This window comes from Aeromonas sp. s12, assembly GCF_040907925.1.
Classification (GTDB): Bacteria; Pseudomonadota; Gammaproteobacteria; order Enterobacterales; family Aeromonadaceae; genus Aeromonas; species Aeromonas veronii.
Genome location: NZ_JBFOCT010000011.1, coordinates 161,455 through 182,420 on the forward strand (window position 1 = coordinate 161,455; position 20,966 = coordinate 182,420).

General features: G+C 61.6%; 17 protein-coding genes. 8 read left to right on the forward strand and 9 right to left on the reverse strand.

Annotated features, from left to right (window positions below):
* Nucleotides 1-81: 81 nt before the first annotated feature.
* Nucleotides 82-2,028 (reverse strand): acetate--CoA ligase, encoded by a 1,947-nt coding sequence (gene acs / locus AB5Y67_RS04720; RefSeq protein WP_139439974.1) that lies wholly within the window; start codon nt 2,026-2,028, stop codon nt 82-84.
* A 167-nt stretch (nt 2,029-2,195) separates the two neighbouring features.
* Between acs and AB5Y67_RS04725 the strand changes: the two genes are divergently transcribed.
* Entirely contained in the window at nt 2,196-2,477 is a 282-nt protein-coding gene (locus AB5Y67_RS04725; protein WP_225315392.1) for a hypothetical protein, read from the forward strand.
* Between the two features lie 57 nt (nt 2,478-2,534).
* Here the strand turns inward: AB5Y67_RS04725 and AB5Y67_RS04730 are convergent, their stop codons facing one another.
* The 5 genes from AB5Y67_RS04730 to torC form a co-directional block, all read right to left on the reverse strand.
* Entirely contained in the window at nt 2,535-4,943 is a 2,409-nt protein-coding gene (locus AB5Y67_RS04730) for an EAL domain-containing protein (protein WP_234915153.1), read from the reverse strand.
* Nucleotides 4,944-5,132: 189 nt separating this feature from the next.
* Entirely contained in the window at nt 5,133-5,501 is a 369-nt protein-coding gene (locus AB5Y67_RS04735; RefSeq protein ID WP_199427583.1) for a hypothetical protein, read from the reverse strand.
* Between the two features lie 7 nt (nt 5,502-5,508).
* Nucleotides 5,509-6,177, reverse strand: a complete 669-nt coding sequence (gene torD, locus AB5Y67_RS04740) for a molecular chaperone TorD (RefSeq protein ID WP_139472009.1) — start codon at nt 6,175-6,177, stop codon at nt 5,509-5,511.
* Nucleotides 6,178-6,276: 99 nt separating this feature from the next.
* Nucleotides 6,277-8,769, reverse strand: a complete 2,493-nt coding sequence (gene torA, locus AB5Y67_RS04745) for a trimethylamine-N-oxide reductase TorA (RefSeq protein ID WP_139732874.1) — start codon at nt 8,767-8,769, stop codon at nt 6,277-6,279.
* Between the two features lie 27 nt (nt 8,770-8,796).
* Nucleotides 8,797-9,963 (reverse strand): pentaheme c-type cytochrome TorC, encoded by a 1,167-nt coding sequence (gene torC, locus AB5Y67_RS04750; RefSeq protein WP_199427584.1) that lies wholly within the window; start codon nt 9,961-9,963, stop codon nt 8,797-8,799.
* A gap of 145 nt (nt 9,964-10,108) precedes the next feature.
* Between torC and torR the strand changes: the two genes are divergently transcribed.
* Nucleotides 10,109-10,822, forward strand: a complete 714-nt coding sequence (torR, locus tag AB5Y67_RS04755) for a two-component system response regulator TorR (protein ID WP_325793949.1) — start codon at nt 10,109-10,111, stop codon at nt 10,820-10,822.
* A 36-nt stretch (nt 10,823-10,858) separates the two neighbouring features.
* On the opposite strand, the gene AB5Y67_RS04760 is transcribed toward torR, so the two are convergent.
* Together AB5Y67_RS04760 and torT are read right to left on the reverse strand one after the other, a co-directional pair.
* Complete coding sequence (locus AB5Y67_RS04760; protein ID WP_199415961.1) at nt 10,859-11,263, reverse strand: GFA family protein; 405 nt, start codon at nt 11,261-11,263, stop codon at nt 10,859-10,861.
* A 37-nt stretch (nt 11,264-11,300) separates the two neighbouring features.
* The gene (gene torT, locus AB5Y67_RS04765) at nt 11,301-12,347 is read right to left on the reverse strand and encodes a TMAO reductase system periplasmic protein TorT (protein ID WP_199415962.1); all 1,047 of its coding nucleotides are present in this window, start codon (nt 12,345-12,347) and stop codon (nt 11,301-11,303) included.
* A gap of 70 nt (nt 12,348-12,417) precedes the next feature.
* Here torT and torS point away from each other — a divergent pair, with 70 nt between their 5' ends.
* The gene (gene torS / locus AB5Y67_RS04770) at nt 12,418-15,243 is read left to right on the forward strand and encodes a TMAO reductase system sensor histidine kinase/response regulator TorS (RefSeq protein WP_325793948.1); all 2,826 of its coding nucleotides are present in this window, start codon (nt 12,418-12,420) and stop codon (nt 15,241-15,243) included.
* A 51-nt stretch (nt 15,244-15,294) separates the two neighbouring features.
* On the opposite strand, the gene AB5Y67_RS04775 is transcribed toward torS, so the two are convergent.
* Nucleotides 15,295-15,579: a hypothetical protein gene (locus tag AB5Y67_RS04775; RefSeq protein WP_005358446.1), complete on the reverse strand. Its 285-nt coding sequence runs from the start codon at nt 15,577-15,579 to the stop codon at nt 15,295-15,297.
* A gap of 324 nt (nt 15,580-15,903) precedes the next feature.
* Here AB5Y67_RS04775 and glyA point away from each other — a divergent pair, with 324 nt between their 5' ends.
* The 5 genes from glyA (at nt 15,904) to ribBA (ending at nt 20,932) form a co-directional block, all read left to right on the forward strand.
* A complete protein-coding gene (glyA, locus tag AB5Y67_RS04780) occupies nt 15,904-17,157 on the forward strand; it encodes a serine hydroxymethyltransferase (protein WP_005338884.1) in 1,254 nt (417 codons plus the stop codon).
* A gap of 150 nt (nt 17,158-17,307) precedes the next feature.
* Nucleotides 17,308-17,757 carry a transcriptional regulator NrdR gene (gene nrdR / locus AB5Y67_RS04785; protein WP_005338880.1) on the forward strand — a complete coding sequence of 150 codons (450 nt, stop codon included), beginning with the start codon at nt 17,308-17,310 and terminating at the stop codon, nt 17,755-17,757.
* A 97-nt stretch (nt 17,758-17,854) separates the two neighbouring features.
* Entirely contained in the window at nt 17,855-18,964 is a 1,110-nt protein-coding gene (ribD, locus tag AB5Y67_RS04790; protein WP_144714259.1) for a bifunctional diaminohydroxyphosphoribosylaminopyrimidine deaminase/5-amino-6-(5-phosphoribosylamino)uracil reductase RibD, read from the forward strand.
* Nucleotides 18,965-19,019: 55 nt separating this feature from the next.
* Nucleotides 19,020-19,673: a riboflavin synthase gene (locus AB5Y67_RS04795; RefSeq protein ID WP_144714261.1), complete on the forward strand. Its 654-nt coding sequence runs from the start codon at nt 19,020-19,022 to the stop codon at nt 19,671-19,673.
* A gap of 149 nt (nt 19,674-19,822) precedes the next feature.
* Nucleotides 19,823-20,932 (forward strand): bifunctional 3,4-dihydroxy-2-butanone-4-phosphate synthase/GTP cyclohydrolase II, encoded by a 1,110-nt coding sequence (gene ribBA / locus AB5Y67_RS04800; protein ID WP_144714263.1) that lies wholly within the window; start codon nt 19,823-19,825, stop codon nt 20,930-20,932.
* The last annotated feature ends 34 nt before the right edge of the window (nt 20,933-20,966 follow it).

The following is a 20,966-nucleotide window of genomic DNA, read 5'->3' on the forward strand; positions in this document are numbered from 1 at the left end:
GCCACCTTGCTGTTTGCTGGCAGATAAGAAACGACAAAGCCGGCACAGGGCCGGCTTTGTTGAGCAACAAACGAAGCGGGATCAGGCTGCTTCCGACTTCTCGCGGATGAGTTTGTCTACTACCCCCGGATCCGCCAGGGTGGAGATATCCCCCAGGCTGTCGGTCTCGCCGGTGGCGATCTTGCGCAAGATGCGGCGCATGATCTTGCCGGAACGGGTCTTCGGCAGCCCCTCCGCCCAGTGAATGACATCCGGAGTGGCGATGGCGCCAATCTCCTTGCGCACCCACTCCTTCACCTCTTTATGCAGCTCGCGGCTTGGCTCTTCCCCGGCGATCAGGGTGACATAGGCATAGATGCCCTGACCCTTGATCTCGTGAGGAACCCCCACCACCGCGGCTTCAGCGATCTTGGGATGGGCCACCAGCGCCGATTCAATTTCGGCGGTACCCATGCGGTGGCCGGAGACGTTCAGTACATCATCCACCCGACCGGTAATCCAGTAGTAGCCGTCCTCGTCGCGACGGGCACCGTCGCCGGTGAAGTAGCGGCCCGGGAAGGTGGAGAAGTAGGTCTGCTCGAACCGCTCGTGATCGCCGAATACGGTGCGCATCTGACCCGGCCAGGAGTCGGTGATCACCAGATTGCCCTCGGTGGCCCCCTCCAGCGGCTCGCCCATGTTGTCGACCAGCGCCGGTTGCACCCCGAAGAAGGGACGAGTCGCCGAGCCCGGTTTCAGGTCGGTGACGCCGGGCAGCGGCGTAATCAGGATGCCGCCGGTCTCGGTTTGCCACCAGGTATCGACAATGGGGCAGCGCTCATCACCAATGGTGCGGTAGTACCACTCCCAGGCTTCCGGGTTGATGGGTTCACCCACCGAACCCATGATGCGCAGGCTCTGGCGTGACGTGCCGGTGACCGCTTCGTTACCCTTGGCCATCAGGGCGCGGATGGCGGTAGGGGCGGTATAGAGGATGGTGACCTGGTGCTTGTCCACCACCTGACTCATGCGGTTGGTGGCAGGGTAATTGGGCACCCCTTCGAACATGATGGTGGTGGCACCGTTGGCAAGCGGCCCGTATACCAGATAGGAGTGACCAGTGACCCAGCCCACATCGGCGGTACACCAGTAGATATCCTCTTCGTGGTAGTCGAACACATATTTGAAGGTGAGACTGGCATAAACCAGATAGCCGCCGGTAGTGTGCAGCACCCCTTTGGGTTTGCCGGTGGAGCCGGAGGTATAGAGGATAAAGAGCGGATCTTCGGCGTTCATCGCCTCGGGCGGGCAGTCGCTGCTGACGGCGGCGGTCGCTTCATGCCACCAGATGTCGCGGTGGTTGTGCCAGGCGACATTGCCGCCGGTGCGCTTGAGCACGATCACCTTGTTGACCTGGGTATCCGGGTTGGTGAGCGCTTCATCCACATTCTTCTTCAGCGGCACCGGACGGCCACCACGCAGCCCCTCGTCGGCGGTGATCACGATGCGCGAGCCCGAGTCGATGATGCGGCCGGCCAGCGCTTCTGGCGAGAAGCCGCCGAATACGATGCTGTGTACCGCGCCGATGCGGGTACAGGCCAGCATGGCGATGGCGGCTTCGGGCACCATGGGCATATAGAGGCAGACCACGTCGCCGCGGTGAACCCCTTGTGCTTTCAAGACGTTGGCAAACTTGCACACTTCGCTGTGCAACTCGCGGTAGGTGAGTTTGCGATCTTCGGCAGGGTTGTCCCCTTCCCAGATGATGGCGACCTTGTCACCTCGTTCGGCGAGATGGCGATCGAGACAGTTGGCCGAGACGTTGAGCTGGCCATCTTCAAACCATTTGATGGAGACATGGCCCGGATCGTAGGAGGTGTTCTTGACCTTGGTATAGGGTTTCATCCAGTCGAGAATTTTTCCCTGCTCTCCCCAGAAGGTATCGGGATCCTCGACGGAGGCCTGATACATGGCGGCGTAGTCGCCCTTGTCGAGCAGTGCATTGCTGCTGATGTGGGGTTTGACCGGGTAGACCTTGCTCTCGCTCATCACTCACTCCTTTGAATAGATCTTTTAATGGTTTCTTAACAACTTATACCTTTGGTTGCGGGGGGCAATTAGACTTTTGGATAGGCGGCAACAGTTGGTTACAGGACAAAGGGTGACAATTAATTGGTGGTTGAGTAAAAGGGGGCCGTGTCGATTAATTGGAGGTCATGATGTTTTCTCTGTTGCTCTGTGCATCCCTTTGGCAGTTTGATGCGCCAGTGCCCGCTGGCGAACCTCCGAAAGAGTTTGCGATCACCCATCAGGAGGCCTCACCTGCGCTGCGGGATCGGGTGGCTGATCAGCTTGGTCATGCATGGCAGGCCAAAGAGCCCGGAACCAGACTCACCTTCAGCGAGCCAGCTCCCCGTTATGCTGGCGAATCACCGCTGACGCGCATGCTCAATGATCGTGATGATGGTTGGGAATCCCGCTTGCAGATTGAGTGGTAATCCGGTCGGCAGCCAGGAGGCGGATGCCTCCCGGCTGGTGATGATGATTGCCTGCCGCTATGAGACGTAGCGTTGATGCAGGCGATCTCCCATATGTTCTACATGCAGTGGTTTGCTGAACAGATAGCCCTGTCCTTCGCCGCAGTTGAGTGATTGCAAGAAGGCGTGTTGTGCCTTGGTTTCAATCCCTTCGGCGGTGACCTCCATATCCAGGCTGTCGGCCAGATTGATGATGGTGCGGCAGAGCTCCCGACTGTTCTTGTCTTCCGGTAATGCCTGCACAAACGCCCGGTCGATCTTGATGCGATCGATCGGCAGTGTCTTGAGCAGACTCAGTGACGAGAAGCCGGTACCAAAGTCATCGATGGCAATCTGCACGCCGAGATTTTTCAGGCGGGTAAAGAGATCCAGACTCTGTTCGACCCGCTGGATGATGCTCTCTGTCACTTCGATCTCCAGCCGCTCTGGCGGAAATCCGGTCTCGGCCAGGATGGCGGCGACCCGTTCAACATAGCCCGGGGAGCGCATCTCCCGCACCGACACATTGACCGACAAGCGGGGCACCGGCAGTCCGGCGGCCAGCCAGTTTTGTCCCTGCTCGCAGGCGTTGCGCATCACCCATTCCCCAATTTTCTCTATCAGGCCGCACTCCTCTGCCACCGGAATAAAACGGGTCGGCGCTATCATTCCCTCATTGGGATGCTGCCAGCGCAGCAGGGCTTCCAGTCCACTCAGGTGGCCGCTGGCCAGATTGGTCATGGGTTGATAGAAGATGCAGAGCTGTTCGAGCTCCAGGGCCTTGAGCAGGCCCTGCTCAATCTGCATCCGCTCGCGGGCTCGAGCCGCCATGCAGGGGGTGTAGAACTGGAATCCGTTGCGCCCCTGACTTTTCGCCTCGTACATGGCGCTGTCGGCGGCGCTGACCAGGGTTTCCGGACTGTCTGCATGATCCGGATAGATGGCAATACCGATACTTGCCGAGATCGCCACTAGCTCATGGGCCAGCTCAACCGGTTCACGCAACACGGTCAGCAGGGTATTGGCCAGGGTCGCCAGCTCGTCAGGCTCCTCCAGATAGGGGATCAGCACCAGAAACTCGTCTCCCCCGAGGCGGGTCGCCAGATCGTTGTGCTGCAGGCAGCCGCGGATCCGCTCTGCCAGCCGCTTGAGCAGCTCATCGCCGACTCCGTGGCCCAGGCTGTCGTTGATCAGCTTGAAGCCATCCAGATCGATAAAGAGCAGCCCCAACCGTTTGCGATTGAGCTGCGCAGTTTTCAGCTCAAGGGCCAGCCGCTCCTGCAATAGATGACGATTGCCCAGCTCGGTCAGGGGATCGTGATAGGCAAGGTGATTCAGCTCGGCCTCCACCTTGCGAATGGCGCTGATGTCGGAGAGGGCGATCACATAGTGAGTGGTGTTGTTGAAGTTGTCATAGACTGCGCTGATCTGCTGCCAGGAGGAGAAGTAGCTGCCATCCTTGCGCAGACAAACCATCTCGCCATGCCAGGCGTTGTTGCCGGGGCGCAGGTGATACCAGGGATAGTCGAGGTCGGTGTAGCGCCTGGGATGCATGATGATATCCGGGGTACGGCCTATCACCTCTTCGGCATTGTATTGGGTCAGCATGGTGAAGGCCGGGTTGACCGACAGAATATGGTGCTCGCTGTCGAGGATGATGATCCCCTCGGCCGTGGTATCGAATACCACGTTGGCCTGATGGAGCCGCTCCTCCTGACGGCGGCGGGCGGTGGCATTGTGAATGACCCCCATGACCCGGTGGCCGACCGACTCGGTGGCGGGGACATGGTCGGCATGAATATCGACCCAGTGGCGCTCGTTGAGAGCGGTGAGGTAGCTCAGGGTGAGATGGATGGGGTCATGACTTTGCAGGGCGGCCTTGAGCTGGCTGCCGGATTCCGGTTCAAAACAGTCGACGAACGCTTGCAGCCCGCCGTGGAACTGGTTGGCCTCGATGCCCAGCAGCGGCTCAATCTGGCCGTCGAACAGCAATCTGTCATCCGCCACGTGCCACTCCCACACCCCGATTTGGGCCGCTCGCATTGCCAGCTGCAGCCGTTGTTCGGTTTCGTACTGCTCGGTGATGTCCCGCACGATGGCGAGGATGCCGTTCAGCTCTCCCTTCTCATCACGCATCGGGCTGTAGGTGGCCTGAAAGCGGCGTGAGCTGTTGTCGTACGCCGCGGTTTGGCCCGTGATGGCGATATCCACGTAGGGCATGCCGCTGCGCATGATCTGCTGAAACATGGGCTCCAGGGTCGGGGCCAGCTTGGGAACCACCTCTCTGAGGTGCTTGCCCTGATGCTCCTCGATGCTTTTGCCATTGATGTCGGCCAGCACCTGATTGACTTTACGGTAGCGAAATTCGCAGTCAAAGACGCCGATGCCCAGAGGGGCATTATCCATCAGCTGTTCCAGGACGGTGTGATCTGACAGCTGGGTCAACATTGCCTCGGTGTCGGCGTTGAAAAGCTTCCCATCCATGATGACCTCGGCATTGATTGTTTTATCACTTGCATCAGTTGTCAGTATGGCACGAACTGTTTGGCCGGGAGTCAAGCGGAGTTATCTGGTTGTTTTGACGGCAAGAATAGGCAGAAAAACCTGATAAAAAGGATGGAGAAAGGGGGCGAGTGGTTATCCCTTCTGGCGACCAAACGCCTGAATGCCGCGCACCAGTACCAGCCAGCCGAGCAGATGGAACGGGAGGGCAAGCAGATAGAGCAGCAGGAAGTGCGACTCGCAGCCACTGCTGTTGATGAAGTCGATCCAGGCGGCCAGCAGCGCCAGCATGCCGGCGATCTGGAAGCGGCGGCGCAACACCACCTCGACGCCGAGATTGGCAAGGTAGAGGGTGAGCAGGATGCCGGCAAATCCGGTGAGCTGGGCGGTGCCGTAGAGCTCGCGATCCGGGTTGAACAGCAGCGCAATCAGGGGAGCAATGCCCTGATCCAGCGGGATCAGGGCCAGCAGCCAGCATACAATCAGAAGCAGGGCTGTCTTCATCGCGGCCTCAGTCGGCAGACGGTGCCGGTTTGACCAGAGAGAGGTAGTTGGCATCCATCTTGAGGAATACCCCCAGCAGACGGGCACTGGCACCGTAGAAGCCAAACCGGTCGGCGGCGCGACAGGCCGTCTCGAACTTGTCGAACCAGCCCAGCAGGTGGCCGTGCAGCAGCGCTTCCTGCTCGTCGAGCCAGCGTTCCCGCTCGGCTGCGCTCTTGGCTTCCGCCGCACGGATGATGAGATTGCCCATCAGATCCAGCTCGATGGCCAGATGGTCGGCAGGCTCTTTGTATTTATCGCTGACATTGATACCGAGGCGATCGAGGCGGGCCTGCATCTCGGCCATCGGGGCCTGCATCAGCAGCTTGGCCTCGCCACGGTAGAGCGATTCGTAGGGCAGGGCGCCCTGTTTGGGATCCACCAGAAACAGCCCGGCGAAGTCGGCAGCGAGTTCGAGTTGGCGATCCGGGCGCACCAGCAGGCGGGCGATGGCATCGTTGAGCTCGGCCACGGCTTCGCGCATCGGATCCAGGGTGGAGAGGCTTTTCAGGAAGCTTCGCACATCATAGGTGTCATATTCGGCGATCTGCTCATCACTGAGTTCGGCGGCGAACAGGGTGGAGAACCACCAGTAGAGTTCGGCCCGGCGTTCGCTGGTAGCCATAAATTCCTGCATTTTTCCTCCGTGGATGGCAATCGGGAGCCTTGATGGCTCCCGATTCTAACGACTTTAAAAATAAAGGAAACTCAAGGGGGTGCTTTCGTCCCCCCGAGGTCAGAGTGCCGGGAACATGGGGTCGATGCCCTTGGCCGATTCCGGCGCGCCGAAGGCAGTGACGGCGGGTGCCTGTCCGCGGAACTTCTCGATCTCCACCAGCGCGGTATGGGCCGTGGTGGCCTGCGCCAGGCTGGAGGAGCCGATGTCGGCGGTCAGCACGTTGGGATCGCCGTAGGTACAGAGAGTCCCCACCTTGCCACCCTCTTGCGGGCCATACCAGGCTCCTTCCTGAATGCGCACCACCCCAGGGGCGTAGTCATCGCTCACCACCAGCCCGGCCAATACCTGACCGCGGCCGTTGAACACCCGCACCAGATCGCCGTCCTTGAGGCCGCGGGATTTGGCATCCTGCGGATTCATATAGACAGGTTCGCGACCCTGCACCGTGTAGGTGGCGCGGTAGTTGTCGGAGGAGCAGAGCTGGCTGTGCAGCCGCTTGTCCGGGTGGCAGGATTGCAAGTGCAGCGGGTACTGTTTGCTGCCCGGCCCGCCGTGAGAGCGCTCGTAGGGTTCGATCCAGACCGGGTGGCCCGGGCAATCCCCATAGCCGTAGTCGGCGATGGTCTTGGAGTAGATCTCGATAAGGCCGGACGGGGTGCCCAGTGGCTCCAGATCCGGCTCCTGACGGAACGACTCGTGGCGCACCCAGGGTTGGCCCGCCGGGAAGGTGACGAAGCCTTCGCCGTGCCAGAACTGGCTGAAACGGGGCAGGCGAATGCCGATGCCGCGCCCCTGCAGGCGGGCGTCGTCGTAGATGCTCTGGATCCACTCCAGCTTGCTCTTGCCACCGGTGAATTCGGCCTCGCGACCGAAGCGACGGCAGAGATCGGCGAAGATGTCGTAGTCATCCCGCGCCTCGAACAGCGGCTCCACTACCTTGTACATGGCCAGAATGCCCGCGTTGGAGTGGGAGCCCCACTGCTCGATGTCATCCCGCTCATAGGTGGTGGTGGCGGGCAGCACGATATCGGCGAAGCGGCAGCTGGCGGTCCACTGGTGATCGATGCTGACCACGGTTTCCAGCTTGCGCCAGGCGGCGACCATCTTGTTGCGATCCTGCTGGTGGTGGAACGGGTTGTTGCCGCAGAACACCGCCATCTTCATGTGGGGGTAGGTGATGGTCTGGCCGTTGAAGGCGATCTGCTTCCCCGGATTGAGGATGCAGTCGACGAAACGGGCCACCGGAATGTACTTGGAGTAGCCCTTCCAGTCGCCGTCACGGAGCGGCTTGACCCCGGGAATGACCGAGCTGAAACCTGACATGATGGGGCCACTGGAGGTGATGGTGCCCGCTCCGTTGTAGTGCCAGCCAAAGCCGTAACCGCCCCCCGGCAGGCCGATCTGGCCAATCATCGAGGCCAGTACCACCAGCATCCAGGCGTACTGTTCGCCGTGGTGCATGCGCTGCACACACCAGCCGCCGATAAGCTGGGTGCGGCCGCTGCTCATGGCGCGGGCCAGCTCGCGGATAGTCTCGGCAGGGACGCCACAGATGGCGGCGGCCCACTCGGCATCCTTCACCTGACCATCGCTGGTGCCCAGCAGGTAGGGCAGGAACTTGTCAAAGCCGGTGGTGTAGTTCTTCAGGAACGCCTCGTCGTGGCGCTTCTCGCTGTAGAGGGTGTGGGCGATGCCCAGCATCAGCGGTACGTCGGTTTGCGGATTCAGGGTCACCTGATCGCAATTGAGGTACTTCTGGGTCTTGGATTTGACCGGGTCGACACTGATCACCCGGATCTCGCCTTTGGCCACCTTCTCTTTCAGCTGTGCCCAGTAGTCGTAGACGCTGTGATCCGGCACCAGCCAGCCCACCTGCAGGTTCTTGATGGGATCTGAGCCCCAGATAACGATGGTTTTGCTGTGCTCCAGCACCAGCGGCCAGGAAGTCTGCTGTTCATACACCTCCATGGCGCCCGCCACGTGGGGCAGGATCACCTGGGCGGCACCGGTGGAGTAGTCACCGGCCTTGGCCAGATAGGTGCCGTGCAGGTTCATGGCGCGTCCCAGCATGGCGCCAGCGGAGTGCAACTTGCCCACCGACTGCCAGCCGGAGTGGCCGGCATAGAGGGCGCTCGGGCCATAGGTCTCCTGCACCCGCTCCAGCTCGTGATAGAAGAAGTCCAGCGCTTGTGACCAGGTGACCCGCACGAAGCGGTTCTGGCCGCGTTCGCTGGTGTCGGACTGGTGCCCCTTGCGCAGCCAGTCCAGTCGCACCATGGGGTAGCGGATGCGGGAGGGGTTGTAGACCACCTCACTCAAGGCCTTGAGCATGTCGGTGGGGTGCTTGTCATGCTCGAACGGCAGGGTCTCGACCCAGCGTCCATCGACCACCCGGGCCCGGAAGGCGCCCCAGTGGGAGCCGGACTGCACCAGTTTTTCGCCGGACTCGGCGGCCATCACGGCGCGACCGAGCAGGGAGGGGCCGATCAGGGCAGAGGCACCGCTGGCCAGCAAGCCACCCAGAAAACCACGACGGGAAATATTGATCATCTTGTTATTCCTCTTTCGAATCCGGACTTAGTGGCTGCCCTGACCACCGGTATCGGCGGCATGGTTTTGCAGGTATTTGAGCAGGGTGCGCTCCTCTTCCTTGCTCAGACGGTAATAGGCAGACATCGCCTTGAGCCCCGAGATCCAGCCGTTGGCAGTGAAGTGAGCGGGATCCGGCGCGCCGTGGCAGGAGTTGCAGGTGGATTTGTACATCTCGCCGGCGTAATCCCAGATTGGCTTGAGCGAGGACTCAAAGCCCTTGCCATCGACCCAGGCCTGCACCTGAACCTGCTCCCATTTGATATGGGTGGCGCTGTCGGTCTCCTGTTTGAGCACTTTCTCGCTCGCTTTCAGTTCGTCACGGATGGTGGCGACGAAGACCCGCTTGCCCATGTATTCGCTCAGCACCCGGCCCTTGCCGTCGCTCTCGCGCCACCCTTCGATGGTCACCTTGAGGCGATCGCCGCTGCGGTCTACGACGTCGATGCGGGAGGCGGGCAGCAGTTTGCCGACCGGCTCGCTGCTCTGTTCGCTGGCATAGAGATCTTTTTCACCCAGGTTGTAGAGGGTCTCGGCGGCTGGCGCCTCTTGTGCGTCGTTGACCAGGGTGGCGTAAGTGGCCCGGAAGCCGCCCGCCATGTTGGGGAGTTCGTGGGCGATGCCCTTGTGGCACTCGATGCAGTTCATGTTCTTCGCCGCCGCATCTTTCATCGCCAGCGCTGCCGCCGGGGACTGCTTGGCGTGATCCATGTTGTCGTAGCTGTGGCAGGACTTGCAGGTCTTGGAGTTCTGGCTGCTCATCCGCGCCCACACCTTCTCGGCCAGATGCAGGCGCCGGTCCTCGAACTTCTCCTGAGTGTCGATGCTGTGGCCTATGTACTCCTGATAGAGGTCGTTGGCCGCCTCCATCTTGCGGGCCACCTTGCCGACGAAATCCTTCGGCTGGTGACAGTCGGTACAGACCGCCTGTACTCCTGAGGCATTCTTGAAGTGGATGGACTCCTTGTACTCCGGATAGACGGTGTCTTTCATGGAGTGGCAGGAGATACAGAATTCGAGGCTGCTGGTTTTCTCAAAGCCATAGTGCAGGCCGACGGTGCCCGCGAGGGTGACGCCGACGCCCACCAGAAGCAGCGCCAGTACCGACCAGCGACGGCTGGGGGTGCGCAGGAAGTGCCACAGTTTTTTCATCATGCTCTCTCACATCACTTTTTTGATGGGAGCCATGATAGGGAGGCGTTGTGAACAGGGCTGCCGCCACAAATTAATGAAATAGGGGTATTTATGACAAAATGTGAATAGAATAATCCTCCCTTGTCGACCATCGTGAACCCTGCCCATGAGCTACCACATTCTGGTTGTTGAAGATGATGCGGTTACCCGCGAGAAGCTGACCGGCTATTTCGAGCGGGAGGGCTATCGGGTGACTGCGGTCGAAAACGGCCAGGAGATGCGCGCCGTGCTGGCGGAGCAGACGGTCGATCTGGTGATGCTGGATATCAACCTGCCGGGGGAAGATGGTCTGCTGCTGACCCGTGAACTGCGGGCGCGCAGCACGGTGGGGATCATTCTGGTCACCGGCCGCAGCGATGCGGTGGACAAGATTGTCGGCCTCGAGATGGGGGCCGACGACTATGTCACCAAGCCGTTCGAGCTACGGGAGTTGCTGGTGCGGGTCAAGAATCTGCTGTGGCGGATCTCGCTGGCGGTCGCCGCGCCGAGCGAGCCTGCGGTCGCTGACGATGCGGTGCGCTTTGGCCCCTGGCGTTTTGATATTCCCCGCCGCCAGCTCAGCAAGGACGGAGTGCCGGTGCGTCTGACCAAGGCCGAATATGAAGTGCTGGTGGCCTTTGTCGCCCATGCCGGGCGGGTGCTCAGTCGGGAGCGGATCCTGACCCTTATCAGCCATCGTGGCGATGGCCCGAGCGATCGCACCATAGACGTGTTGATCCGGCGGCTACGGGGCAAGATGGAAGCGGATCCGCGGGATCCCCAGCTGTTTGTCACCGTCCATGGTGAAGGCTATCTGTTTGCCGGCGAGATAGCCTCCTGACCCCGTTGCGGTGGCCTTGACCTGTTTGACCGGGTATCAGACTGGCGGGCGGGTATCAAATTGCGGGCAGTCATCGCCAATCTGGTGCCAAGGGGCTTTGGAGCCGACAAAGATGTGAAACGCGGGCCGCTGGCTCGGCACATCGTCCAGTACCCCCAACCGCAGGTTGATCTTGCCGCTGCTGCTCTTCTGGCTGAACAGGCTGGAGCCGCAGTGACGACAGAAGGCCAGGGTAGTCTCTGCCGATTTCCGGTAGCGGCCGATGGCCTCTTCCCCCTTCACTATGGTGACCTTGTTGCCATCCAGTCCGCCGACCGAGGCGTAATCTCCCCCTGAAAACTTGCGGCATTCGCTGCAGTGGCAGTTCCCCATATAGTCGAACTGATCCGGCAGGGTCAGGGCGACGGCGCCGCACAGGCAGTTGGCATGTAACTCTTTCATCTCTTCTCCTTGAGTATGTTAATCGGATTTGGAACGGCTATTCGACCCGATAGACGGGACGAAAAGCGCCATCCGAGAGGGAATCGGCGGGGTCGGCCAGCGGTGCAGACAGCGTCAGAATGGGTGGCCCCATCACCCGCGGGCACTGCTCGGCACTGGCATCAGGGTGTTGCAGCAGGCAGACCGCCTGAGCCACCGCAAGGCGCCCCTGCAGCCGCATCTGATCGCTGTTGGCGGCCAGGATCTTGCCCCGGCGCAGGCCCCGCTGTACCCCGTGGCTGAAGTAGGTGCTCAGCACCTGGGGCCTGTCGAGATGGCGCTGCGCCAGCTCGTTGACTGCCACTTCGGCGGCGATGGCGCCCCCCACCAGATAGTCGAGGTCGGGATAGCGGGCCAGCGTCTGCTGCACCAGCGTGCGCTGGATTTCCCGGCTGTTGTCGCCGCGTTCGGTGGTGACCAGCTTGATGGCGCTCCCCTTGATGGCGTCGGCAAAGCCAGGTTCGACAAAGTTGTTGCCGCCGCTTGCCTGCGGGCCGGGGAAGAGGGCGAGCGAGGCCGGCTTGCTGCCGGCGGGGTGGCGCTGCGCCAGCCAGTGGCCAATCTGCCAGCCCATCTGGTACCAGGAGACCCCCACCTTGGCCTGCACCAGACCGCTGGGCAGATCGTTGACCAGACCAAAGACCGGCAGCGGCGTGGCCTCGATTGCCTCGCGCAAGCCCTGATAGCTCACCGCGCCGAGCAAGATGGCGTCGCTCCCTTCCTGCACGCAGCGCAGCAACTGCTGGCGCTGCTCGGCGAGGGCACCGTAACCCCCTGCTTCGTGGATCTGCAACTTGACTCCCAGCCGCTTCGCTTCGTCTACCATGCCCTGATTGACCGAAAGCCAGTAGGCGTCGCGCAGATGGGGGTAGAGGGCACAGAAGGTCAGCGATTTGGTTGCGGCGGCGGGTTCCGGCCACTGCTGGCGCACCGGCTGGCCACTGAATTCGCCGCCGGGCCAGATATCGACCGCAAAGGCGAGGGCGGCGCGGGGAAGCATTAGCAACCAGATCAGCAACAACGGGGAGAGATAGACGCTTCGCATGGTCAGGGGTTTTGTTAAAGTGTTGGGCCATATTATCCGGTCAAAGCCGACCACAACCAAGGGACTTCCCGTGAGAATCTTTTCCGGCCTGGGTGGCAAGTTGCTGCTGGCCTTCTCCCTGATGGCGTTGTTGACCCTGAGTGCCTCCCTGCTGGGCTGGGTGGGGCTTAGCCATCTGCGCCAGCTGGAGCAAGGGGTGCAGCAGACGCTGGCCGATCAGGAGCTGGCCCGCACGCTCTCTCGCCTCAGCGGCGAGATCCAGAGCGCGTCACGGCTGCTGGCCACCGCGACCAGCGAGCAGGAGCGGGAGCATCAGGGACGCTTGCTCACTCTGCAGGGGCAACAGCTGCAGCAGGTGCTGGCGCAACTCGACCGTGGGCAGAGTTCAACAAGCCTCGATCAGCTCAGCCAGAGCATTATCGGTAATCTGGGTCAACAGGGGTGGCTGGTGGGGGAGCGGTTGACCCTGATGGCGCAGGGGGAGGCGCAGCGGGCCCGTCTGGTGGCGGCGGCCGGACAGATTGCCGAGCTGGCGCGCAGTCAGATGGAGAACGCCGAAACTGTGATGGTGGCGGGATTGGGTGCCCTCTACCAACAGCAAGGTACGCAGGCGACCTGGACGCTGGACCGCCTGCTGGAGCAGGATCTCGACTGGCTGGAGCAGATGACCGAGCTGCGTCATCGCACCCTGATGCAGCAGCAGCGCATCGAGGAGATGTGGCGCAGCGAACGGCAGGAACAGTTGCAAACGCTATTGCAAGAGGGGCAGCGGGAGCTGGCTATCTTGCAACTGCGGGCCGGGGCGGTGACCGATCCGGCCCGCCGGCAGGCGGTGGAGCAGGCGCTGACCGTGCTGGCGCAGAGCGACAAGCTGGTACAACTGCGCAGCGACTGGCTCGGCAAGGGGGAGGCGCTGCGGGTGCTGGCCAATGCCAATGAGGCCCTGATGAGCAGTCTCAACCAGCAGGTCGGAGAGCTGGTCAGCCGTGCCCGCGATTCGCTGGGGCAGAGCCAGCAGGCGCTAAGCCAGCGTCTCAGGCTGCTGGAGCAGGCGTTGATGGGCATTGGCCTGCTCACGCTGGTACTGCTGATGCTGTTGATGTGGCGCATGGTCTACGGCCGGATCGTCTGGCCGCTGCAACGGGCGGTGGCGGGGATGAGCCGGTTGGCGCGCGGGGATCTGGCCCCCCTTGAGCCGATCGCCAGTACCGGGCGCGATGAGCTGGCGGAGTTGGGGCGGGCCCTGCAGGTGTTTCGTGACAATGCGGTTGAGCTGGGCCGTTATCAGCGCGAGCTTGAGTCGCGGGTCGAGGAGCGCACCGGCCAGCTCAGCCACGCCAACGAGCGGCTCAATGAGGAGGTGGCGAAGCAGCGGCAGGCCCGTGCCGAGGCCGAACAGGCCAACCGCGCCAAGTCGGTGTTTCTCGCCACCATGAGCCACGAGATCCGCACCCCCATGAACGGCATTCTGGGGGGGCTGACACTGCTGGAAGATACCCATCTCAGCGATACCCAGCAGCGCTATCTGGCCGCCATCGAGCACAGCGGCGAATCCCTGCTGGAGATCCTCAACGACATTCTCGACTACTCCAAGATCGAGGCGGGCCATGTGGAGGCGCGCCGCGAGCCCTTCCCCCTGTTCCAGCTGGTGGATGAGCTCAGCGCGTTGTTTCGGCCAAAGGCGGCTGCCAAGGGGGTCACCCTGGCGCTGAAATATGCGCCCGGGCTGGCGCCTGTGGTCGAGGGGGATCTGGGCAAGCTGCGGCAGGTGCTCGGCAATTTGCTCGGCAATGCGGTCAAGTTTACCGCCCGTGGCCAGATTACCCTGACGGTGGCGCCCCTTGTCTGTCACGGCCCTTGCGCCGAGCCCTGCATCCGCTTCGTGGTGCGCGATACCGGCCCCGGCATTCCGGCCGATGAGCAGGAGGCGGTGTTCGAGGCGTTTCGCCAGCGCAAGCGTGATATAGGCCATCAGGGCGGCACTGGGCTGGGACTGGCGATCAGCCGCAAGCTGGTGACTGCCATGGGGGGCGAGCTTATCCTTGCCAGCGAACCGGGCAAGGGGTGTGAATTCAGCTTCAGTTTGCCGTTGCAGCGTTCGAGCGCCCAGTTGCCTGCCGAGGCGCAACCGCTGCACCTTGGCCAGTCCCGTGACATCCTGCTGGTGGAGGATAACGAGATCAACCGGTTGGTGGCGCACGGCATGCTGACCCGCCTCGGCCATCGCGTCACCCTGGCGGAGGATGGTCGCAGTGCGCTGGCGCTGGTGACCGAGCGCCCCTTCGAGCTGGCGCTACTCGATATCAATCTGCCCGATATGGACGGCATGAGCCTTCGTGAGGATGTGGCCGCCATCAGCGAGGAGATGCATGAGCGGTCGCTGCCCGCCATCGCCATCTCGGCCCAGATGTATCCGGAGGATATCCGCCACTGCCTTGCCGCCGGCTTTGTCGATTTTGTCGGCAAGCCGGTGCGGCTGGCGGTGCTGGCGAACGCTATCGATCAGCTGTTTCGGCAAGAAGGAGCCGCTATTGAGCCGCAGGTGCAATTATCTGCAGCCGCGTCCTCAACTAACCAGCCCGAGTTGGCCAATCCGGTGCTGGATGCCGATCTGCCCCTGCTCGGCATGGCGCGGATCCGCCAGCTGGTCGCGCTGTTTGAGTCGCAAGGGCGGGTGTTGGTGGATAAGTTGGCTCAGGGTGAGGGGAGTGAGCAACGTCAGCTGGCGCACAAGCTCAAGGGGAGTGCGCTGGCGCTGGGGTTGACCGAATTTGCCAGCCACTGTGCGGCTCTTGAGGCGGGATGCGGTGAGCCTGCGGCAATCGGGGCGCAATTTGACGCGGCGGTGAGCGGGTTGCAGCAGTGGCTGGTGGCCAACAGGGATTCGCCGTTCTGATCCCTGCTGGCGATGTACGGCGTTTAGGGAGGGTGGCCAGCCCCTGCGCCGTTATTCTATTTCGCGAAACAGCACCTGCTTGCACTTGGCACAGACCCATTCCCGGCGAAAATCGGTCAGGTGCACCATGCCCACCTCCAGCAACTCGTGGTGGCCGCAGTGATAACAGAAGATGATGTCGCCATCGACTGATTCAGGGTGGGCCGCCAGATAGTCGGCTTTGGTGGGGAGTTGATCCCACGAGGTGGTGGGGACATGTTTGCGTTGGCTGGTGTAGTAGACCCAGTAGAACAGAAAAAAGACAGCCAGGATCACGAATGTCAGCAGATGGTCCATCTTGAACTCCTCCGGTTAGGTGCAGCCCCTCGGATGCATGGCTGCAATCAGCTCCATCATCATTAAATTTGTTTCGAATGAATATGTTACAGGATGGATAAAGAGGGCGTTGTGATCCCCTTCGGGTTTTGCCCGCCCGCCGCGGGAGGAAAAATGTGCCGTTTGGCTGAGCGGCCAGGGTATTGAACGGGGAGGAAATCTTGCTTTTTATAACATAAATTCAACATTTTTTTAGGTGGTTGGACTGTCTCTTTGATCCAGCTCACGTTACAATGCCCGCGCCCACTTCACCTAACGCGCAAACGATTTTCAGGAGAGAAACGGATGTTGAAACGTGACATGACCATCGCCAATTATGATCCGCAATTGTGGCAGGCCATCACAGACGAAACCCGTCGTCAGGAAGAGCATATCGAGCTGATTGCGTCTGAGAACTACACCAGCCCCCGTGTCATGGAAGCCCAGGGCTCCCAGCTGACCAACAAGTACGCTGAAGGTTACCCCTCCAAGCGTTACTACGGTGGTTGCGAGTATGTGGATGTGGTCGAAACCCTGGCCATCGAGCGCGCCAAAGAGCTGTTCGGTGCCACCTACGCCAACGTGCAGCCGCACTCCGGCTCTCAGGCCAACAGCGCCGTTTACATGGCTCTGCTGCAGCCGGGTGACACCGTACTGGGCATGAACCTGGCCCACGGCGGTCACCTGACCCACGGCTCTCCGGTCAACTTCTCCGGCAAGCTCTACAACATCGTGCCTTACGGTATCGATGAGTCCGGCAAGATCGACTACGACGACATGGAACGTCAGGCTGTCGAGCACAAGCCGAAGATGATGATCGGTGGCTTCTCCGCCTACTCCGGCATCGTTGACTGGGCCCGCATGCGCGAAATCGCCGACAAGGTCGGTGCCTACCTGTTCGTCGACATGGCCCACGTGGCGGGTCTGATTGCCGCTGGCGTCTACCCGAACCCGGTTCCCCACGCTCACGTGGTTACCTCCACCACTCACAAGACCCTGGCCGGTCCGCGCGGTGGTCTTATTCTCTCCGCTGCTGACGACGAGGAGCTCTACAAGAAGCTCAACTCCGCCGTCTTCCCGGGTGGTCAGGGTGGCCCGCTGATGCATGTCATTGCCGGTAAAGCCGTTGCCTTCAAAGAGGCGCTGGAGCCGGAGTTCAAGACCTATCAGGCTCAGGTCGTGAAAAACGCCAAGGCGATGGCCGCTACCTTCATCGAGCGCGGTTACAAGATCGTCTCCGGCGGTACCGACAACCATCTGATGCTGGTTGACCTGATCGGCCGCGAGCTGACCGGTAAGGATGCTGACGCTGCGCTGGGCAAAGCCAACATCACCGTCAACAAGAACTCCGTGCCCAACGACCCGCGCTCCCCGTTCGTCACCTCCGGTGTGCGGATCGGTACCCCGGCCATCACCCGCCGCGGTTTCAAGGAAGCCGAGTCCATCGAGCTGACCCACTGGATCTGCGACGTACTGGACAACCACGACAACGATGCCGTACTGGCCACCGTGCGCGAGAAGGTGCTGGATATCTGCCGCCGCTTCCCGGTTTATGGCTGATAAGTCAGACCATCCGGTTTGAGACCAATGCCACCTGCGGGTGGCATTGTTTTTTCTGGCTTTTACCGGTTTTGGATGGCCGTGCTACACTGGCCGACCTAGATCCTGGCCCGCCGGGCCGGTCCCTGTTCCATTAACGCCGGAGGTCCGATGCATTGCCCATTCTGTAGTGCGGTTGATACCAAGGTGATCGATTCCCGTCTGGTGGCAGAAGGCCATCAGGTGCGCCGCCGTCGTGAGTGTCTGCTCTGTCACGAGCGTTTTACCACCTTCGAGATGGCCGAGCTGGTGATGCCCCGCGTCATCAAGTCCAACGGTTCCCGCGAGCCGTTCAATGAAGACAAGCTGCGTGCCGGCATCCTGCGGGCGCTGGAGAAGCGCCCGGTGAGCATGGAGGCCATCGAAAAGGCGGTCAACCATATCAAATCCCGCCTGCGTGCCACCGGCGAGCGCGAAGTCGCCTCCGAGCTGGTGGGCAATCTGGTGATGGATGAGCTCAAGAGTCTGGACAAGGTGGCCTATATCCGCTTTGCCTCCGTCTATCGCAGCTTCGAAGATATTCGCGAGTTCGGCGAAGAGATTGCCAAGCTGGAGAAGTAAACCGCCATTCTCACCCATGTTGCCGCGTCCGATTACGCTGCGCTAATCGAACCTACGATACTGCGTAAAGTCGAGATGTGTTGTCAAAGGAGCCCGAATGTTTAGTCAAGATGATTACCAATGGATGAGTCGGGCCCTCGAACTGGCCCGCCGCGGCCGCTACACCACGGCCCCCAACCCCTGCGTCGGCGCCGTGCTGGTCAAAGATGGCGTGGTGGTTGGCGAAGGGTGGCATCAGAAGGCGGGCGAGCCCCATGCCGAGGTTTACGCCCTGCGCGCCGCCGGTGACAACGCCCGTGGCGCTACCGCCTATGTAACCCTCGAACCCTGCTCCCATCACGGTCGTACTCCCCCCTGCGCCGAAGCGCTGATCAACGCTGGCGTGGCCCGGGTGGTGGCGGCCATGGTTGACCCCAATCCCCAGGTGGGTGGGCGTGGCCTGCGGATGCTCTCCGAAGCGGGCATCAAAACCGATTTCGGCCTGCTGGCGAGTGAAGCCGAGGCGCTCAACCCGGGCTTTTTCAAGCGGATGCGTACCGCCTTCCCGCGAGTGACCGTCAAGCTGGGGGGCAGCCTCGATGGCCGCACCGCCATGGCGAGCGGCGAGAGCCAGTGGATCACCTCCCCGGATGCGCGCCGCGATGTGCAACGACTGCGGGCCAGTCACGATGCGGTGCTCTCCAGCGCTGAAACCGTGCTGGCCGACGGTGCCTCCCTGACTGTGCGCTGGGACGAGCTGCCCCCCTCGGTCAAGGCGAGTTATCCCAAGGAGACCCTGCGCCAGCCGCTGCGGGTCATCGTCGATTCGCAAAACCGGCTCACCCCGGATCTGCCGCTGTTCCAGAGCGAGAGCCCGGTGCTGCTGGCTCGGCACAAGGCGTCCGGCGAGTGGCCCGAGTGGGTGCAGCAGTTGGAGCTGCCGCTGCTGGATGGCAAGCTGGATCTGGTCAGCCTCTTCATGCTGCTGGCCAAGCAGAACGTCAACTCGGTACTCATCGAGGCGGGGCCACGGCTGTGCGGCGCCCTGCTGGAGAAGGGGCTGGTGGATGAGCTGGTGCTCTATCAGGCGCCCAAATTGATGGGTGACGAGGGGCGCGGCCTGTTCCATCTGCCGGGCCTGACCCGGCTGTTCCAGGCCCCCAAGCTCGCCATCAAGGATGTGCGCATGGTGGGGCCGGATATTCGCATTACCGCCAAAATAGCCTGATTTATCAATGTTCAAGGGGGCATAATCAGCCCCCATCATCAGCAAGGTGATCTGCATGTTTACCGGAATTATCGAAGCGGTGGGAACCCTAGCCGAGCTGCGCCGTCAGGGCGATGACATGGCCCTCACCGTGCACGCACCAGGTCTGGATTTTAGCGACGTCAAACTGGGCGACTCCATCGCCACCAACGGCGTCTGCCTCACCGTGGTGGCGCTGGGCGACAAGAGTTATACCGCCGACGTGTCGCTGGAAACCCTCTCCCGTACCGGTTTTGCCGCCGCCAGGGTGGGCGATCGGGTCAACCTCGAGAAGGCGCTGATGCCCACCTCCCGCCTCGGCGGCCATCTGGTCTCCGGCCATGTGGACGGGGTAGGGGAAGTGAAAAGCGTCTCCAGCAGCGGCCGCGCCATCGAGTACTGGATCAAGGTGCCGGGGGAACTCTCCCGCTATATCGCCGAGAAGGGCTCCATTGCGGTAGATGGCATCAGCCTCACCGTGAACGCGGTGCAGGGGGACCTTTTCCGTCTGACCATTGTGCCCCACACAGCCCAGGAGACCACCATCGCCAGCTGGAAGCCGGGCCACAAGGTCAACCTCGAGGTGGATCAGATCGCCCGCTATCTGGAGCGGCTGATGATGGGGAAAAGTCAGGAGAGCAGCGCCTCGACCCTGACCATGGAGACGCTGGCCAAGGCCGGTTTTCTCTGACGGTGTGCGCTGAGTCTGGCCACCAAAACGATTTTCTGTGATCCCGCTCTGATTGAAATGGAGCCGCTAGCCCCAATCTAGAGCAACATACACTCGCATTTGCGTTGAGCCTGCGGGCTCAACCCCCAAGCACACTGATGGAGTAGCCCATGGCGCTGAGCACAACCCAGGAAATCATTGCCGACATCAAGGCTGGCAAGATGGTGATCCTGATGGATGACGAAGACAGGGAGAACGAAGGGGACCTCATCATGGCCGCCTCCTGCGTCCGTCCGGAGGATATCAACTTCATGGCCCGCTACGGCCGTGGCCTTATCTGCCTGACCCTGACCCGGGATCGCTGCAAGCAATTGGCGCTGCCGCTGATGGTGGATCGCAACAATGCCCAGTTCTCCACTGCCTTTACCGTCTCCATCGAGGCGGCAGAAGGGGTGACCACAGGTATCTCCGCCGCCGATCGTGCGGTGACCGTGCAGGCGGCTGTCGCGCCCAATGCCAAGGCGGCCGATCTGGTGCAGCCGGGTCACATCTTCCCGCTGATGGCGCAGGATGGCGGTGTACTGACTCGCGCCGGTCACACCGAAGCCGGTTGCGATCTGGCTCGTCTGGCCGGTTTCGAGCCTGCCGCTGTCATCGTCGAGATCCTTAACGAAGATGGCACCATGGCGCGCCGCCCTGACCTGGAGATTTTCGCCGAGCAGCACGGCATCAAGCTCGGCACCATTGCCGACCTTATCGAGTACCGCAACCAGCACGAGACCACGGTCGAGAAGGTGGCCGAGTGCAAGTTGCCCACCGAGTTTGGCGAGTTCGACCTCATCACCTTCCGCGACACCATCGACAATCAGGTTCACTTCGCCCTGAAAAAGGGTGAGGTACAGGCCGATCAGCCGACCCTGGTGCGCGTCCATCTGCACGATGTGCTAAGCGATCTGCTGTTGACCGACCGCCATGCTGCCCGCAGCTGGCCGCTGCCCAAATCCATGGCCCGCATCGCTGACGAGGGCGGCGTGCTGGTGATTTTGGGGGCGGAATCCCATGGCGCCGAGCTGCTGGCCCGGGTCAAGGGTTTTGAAGCCGCCGACAAGGGGCTAGCACCGGAAGGGGCCAAGTGGCAGGGCACCTCACGCCGGGTTGGCGTGGGCTCCCAGATCCTCAAGGCGCTCGGCGTGAGCAAGATGCGCCTCCTGAGCTCGCCGAAGAAGTACCATGCCCTCGGTGGTTTCGGTCTGGAAGTGGTTGAGTACATCGGCGAGTAAGCGCGCCGGACTGGTTAAATCGCGATCATGGCCG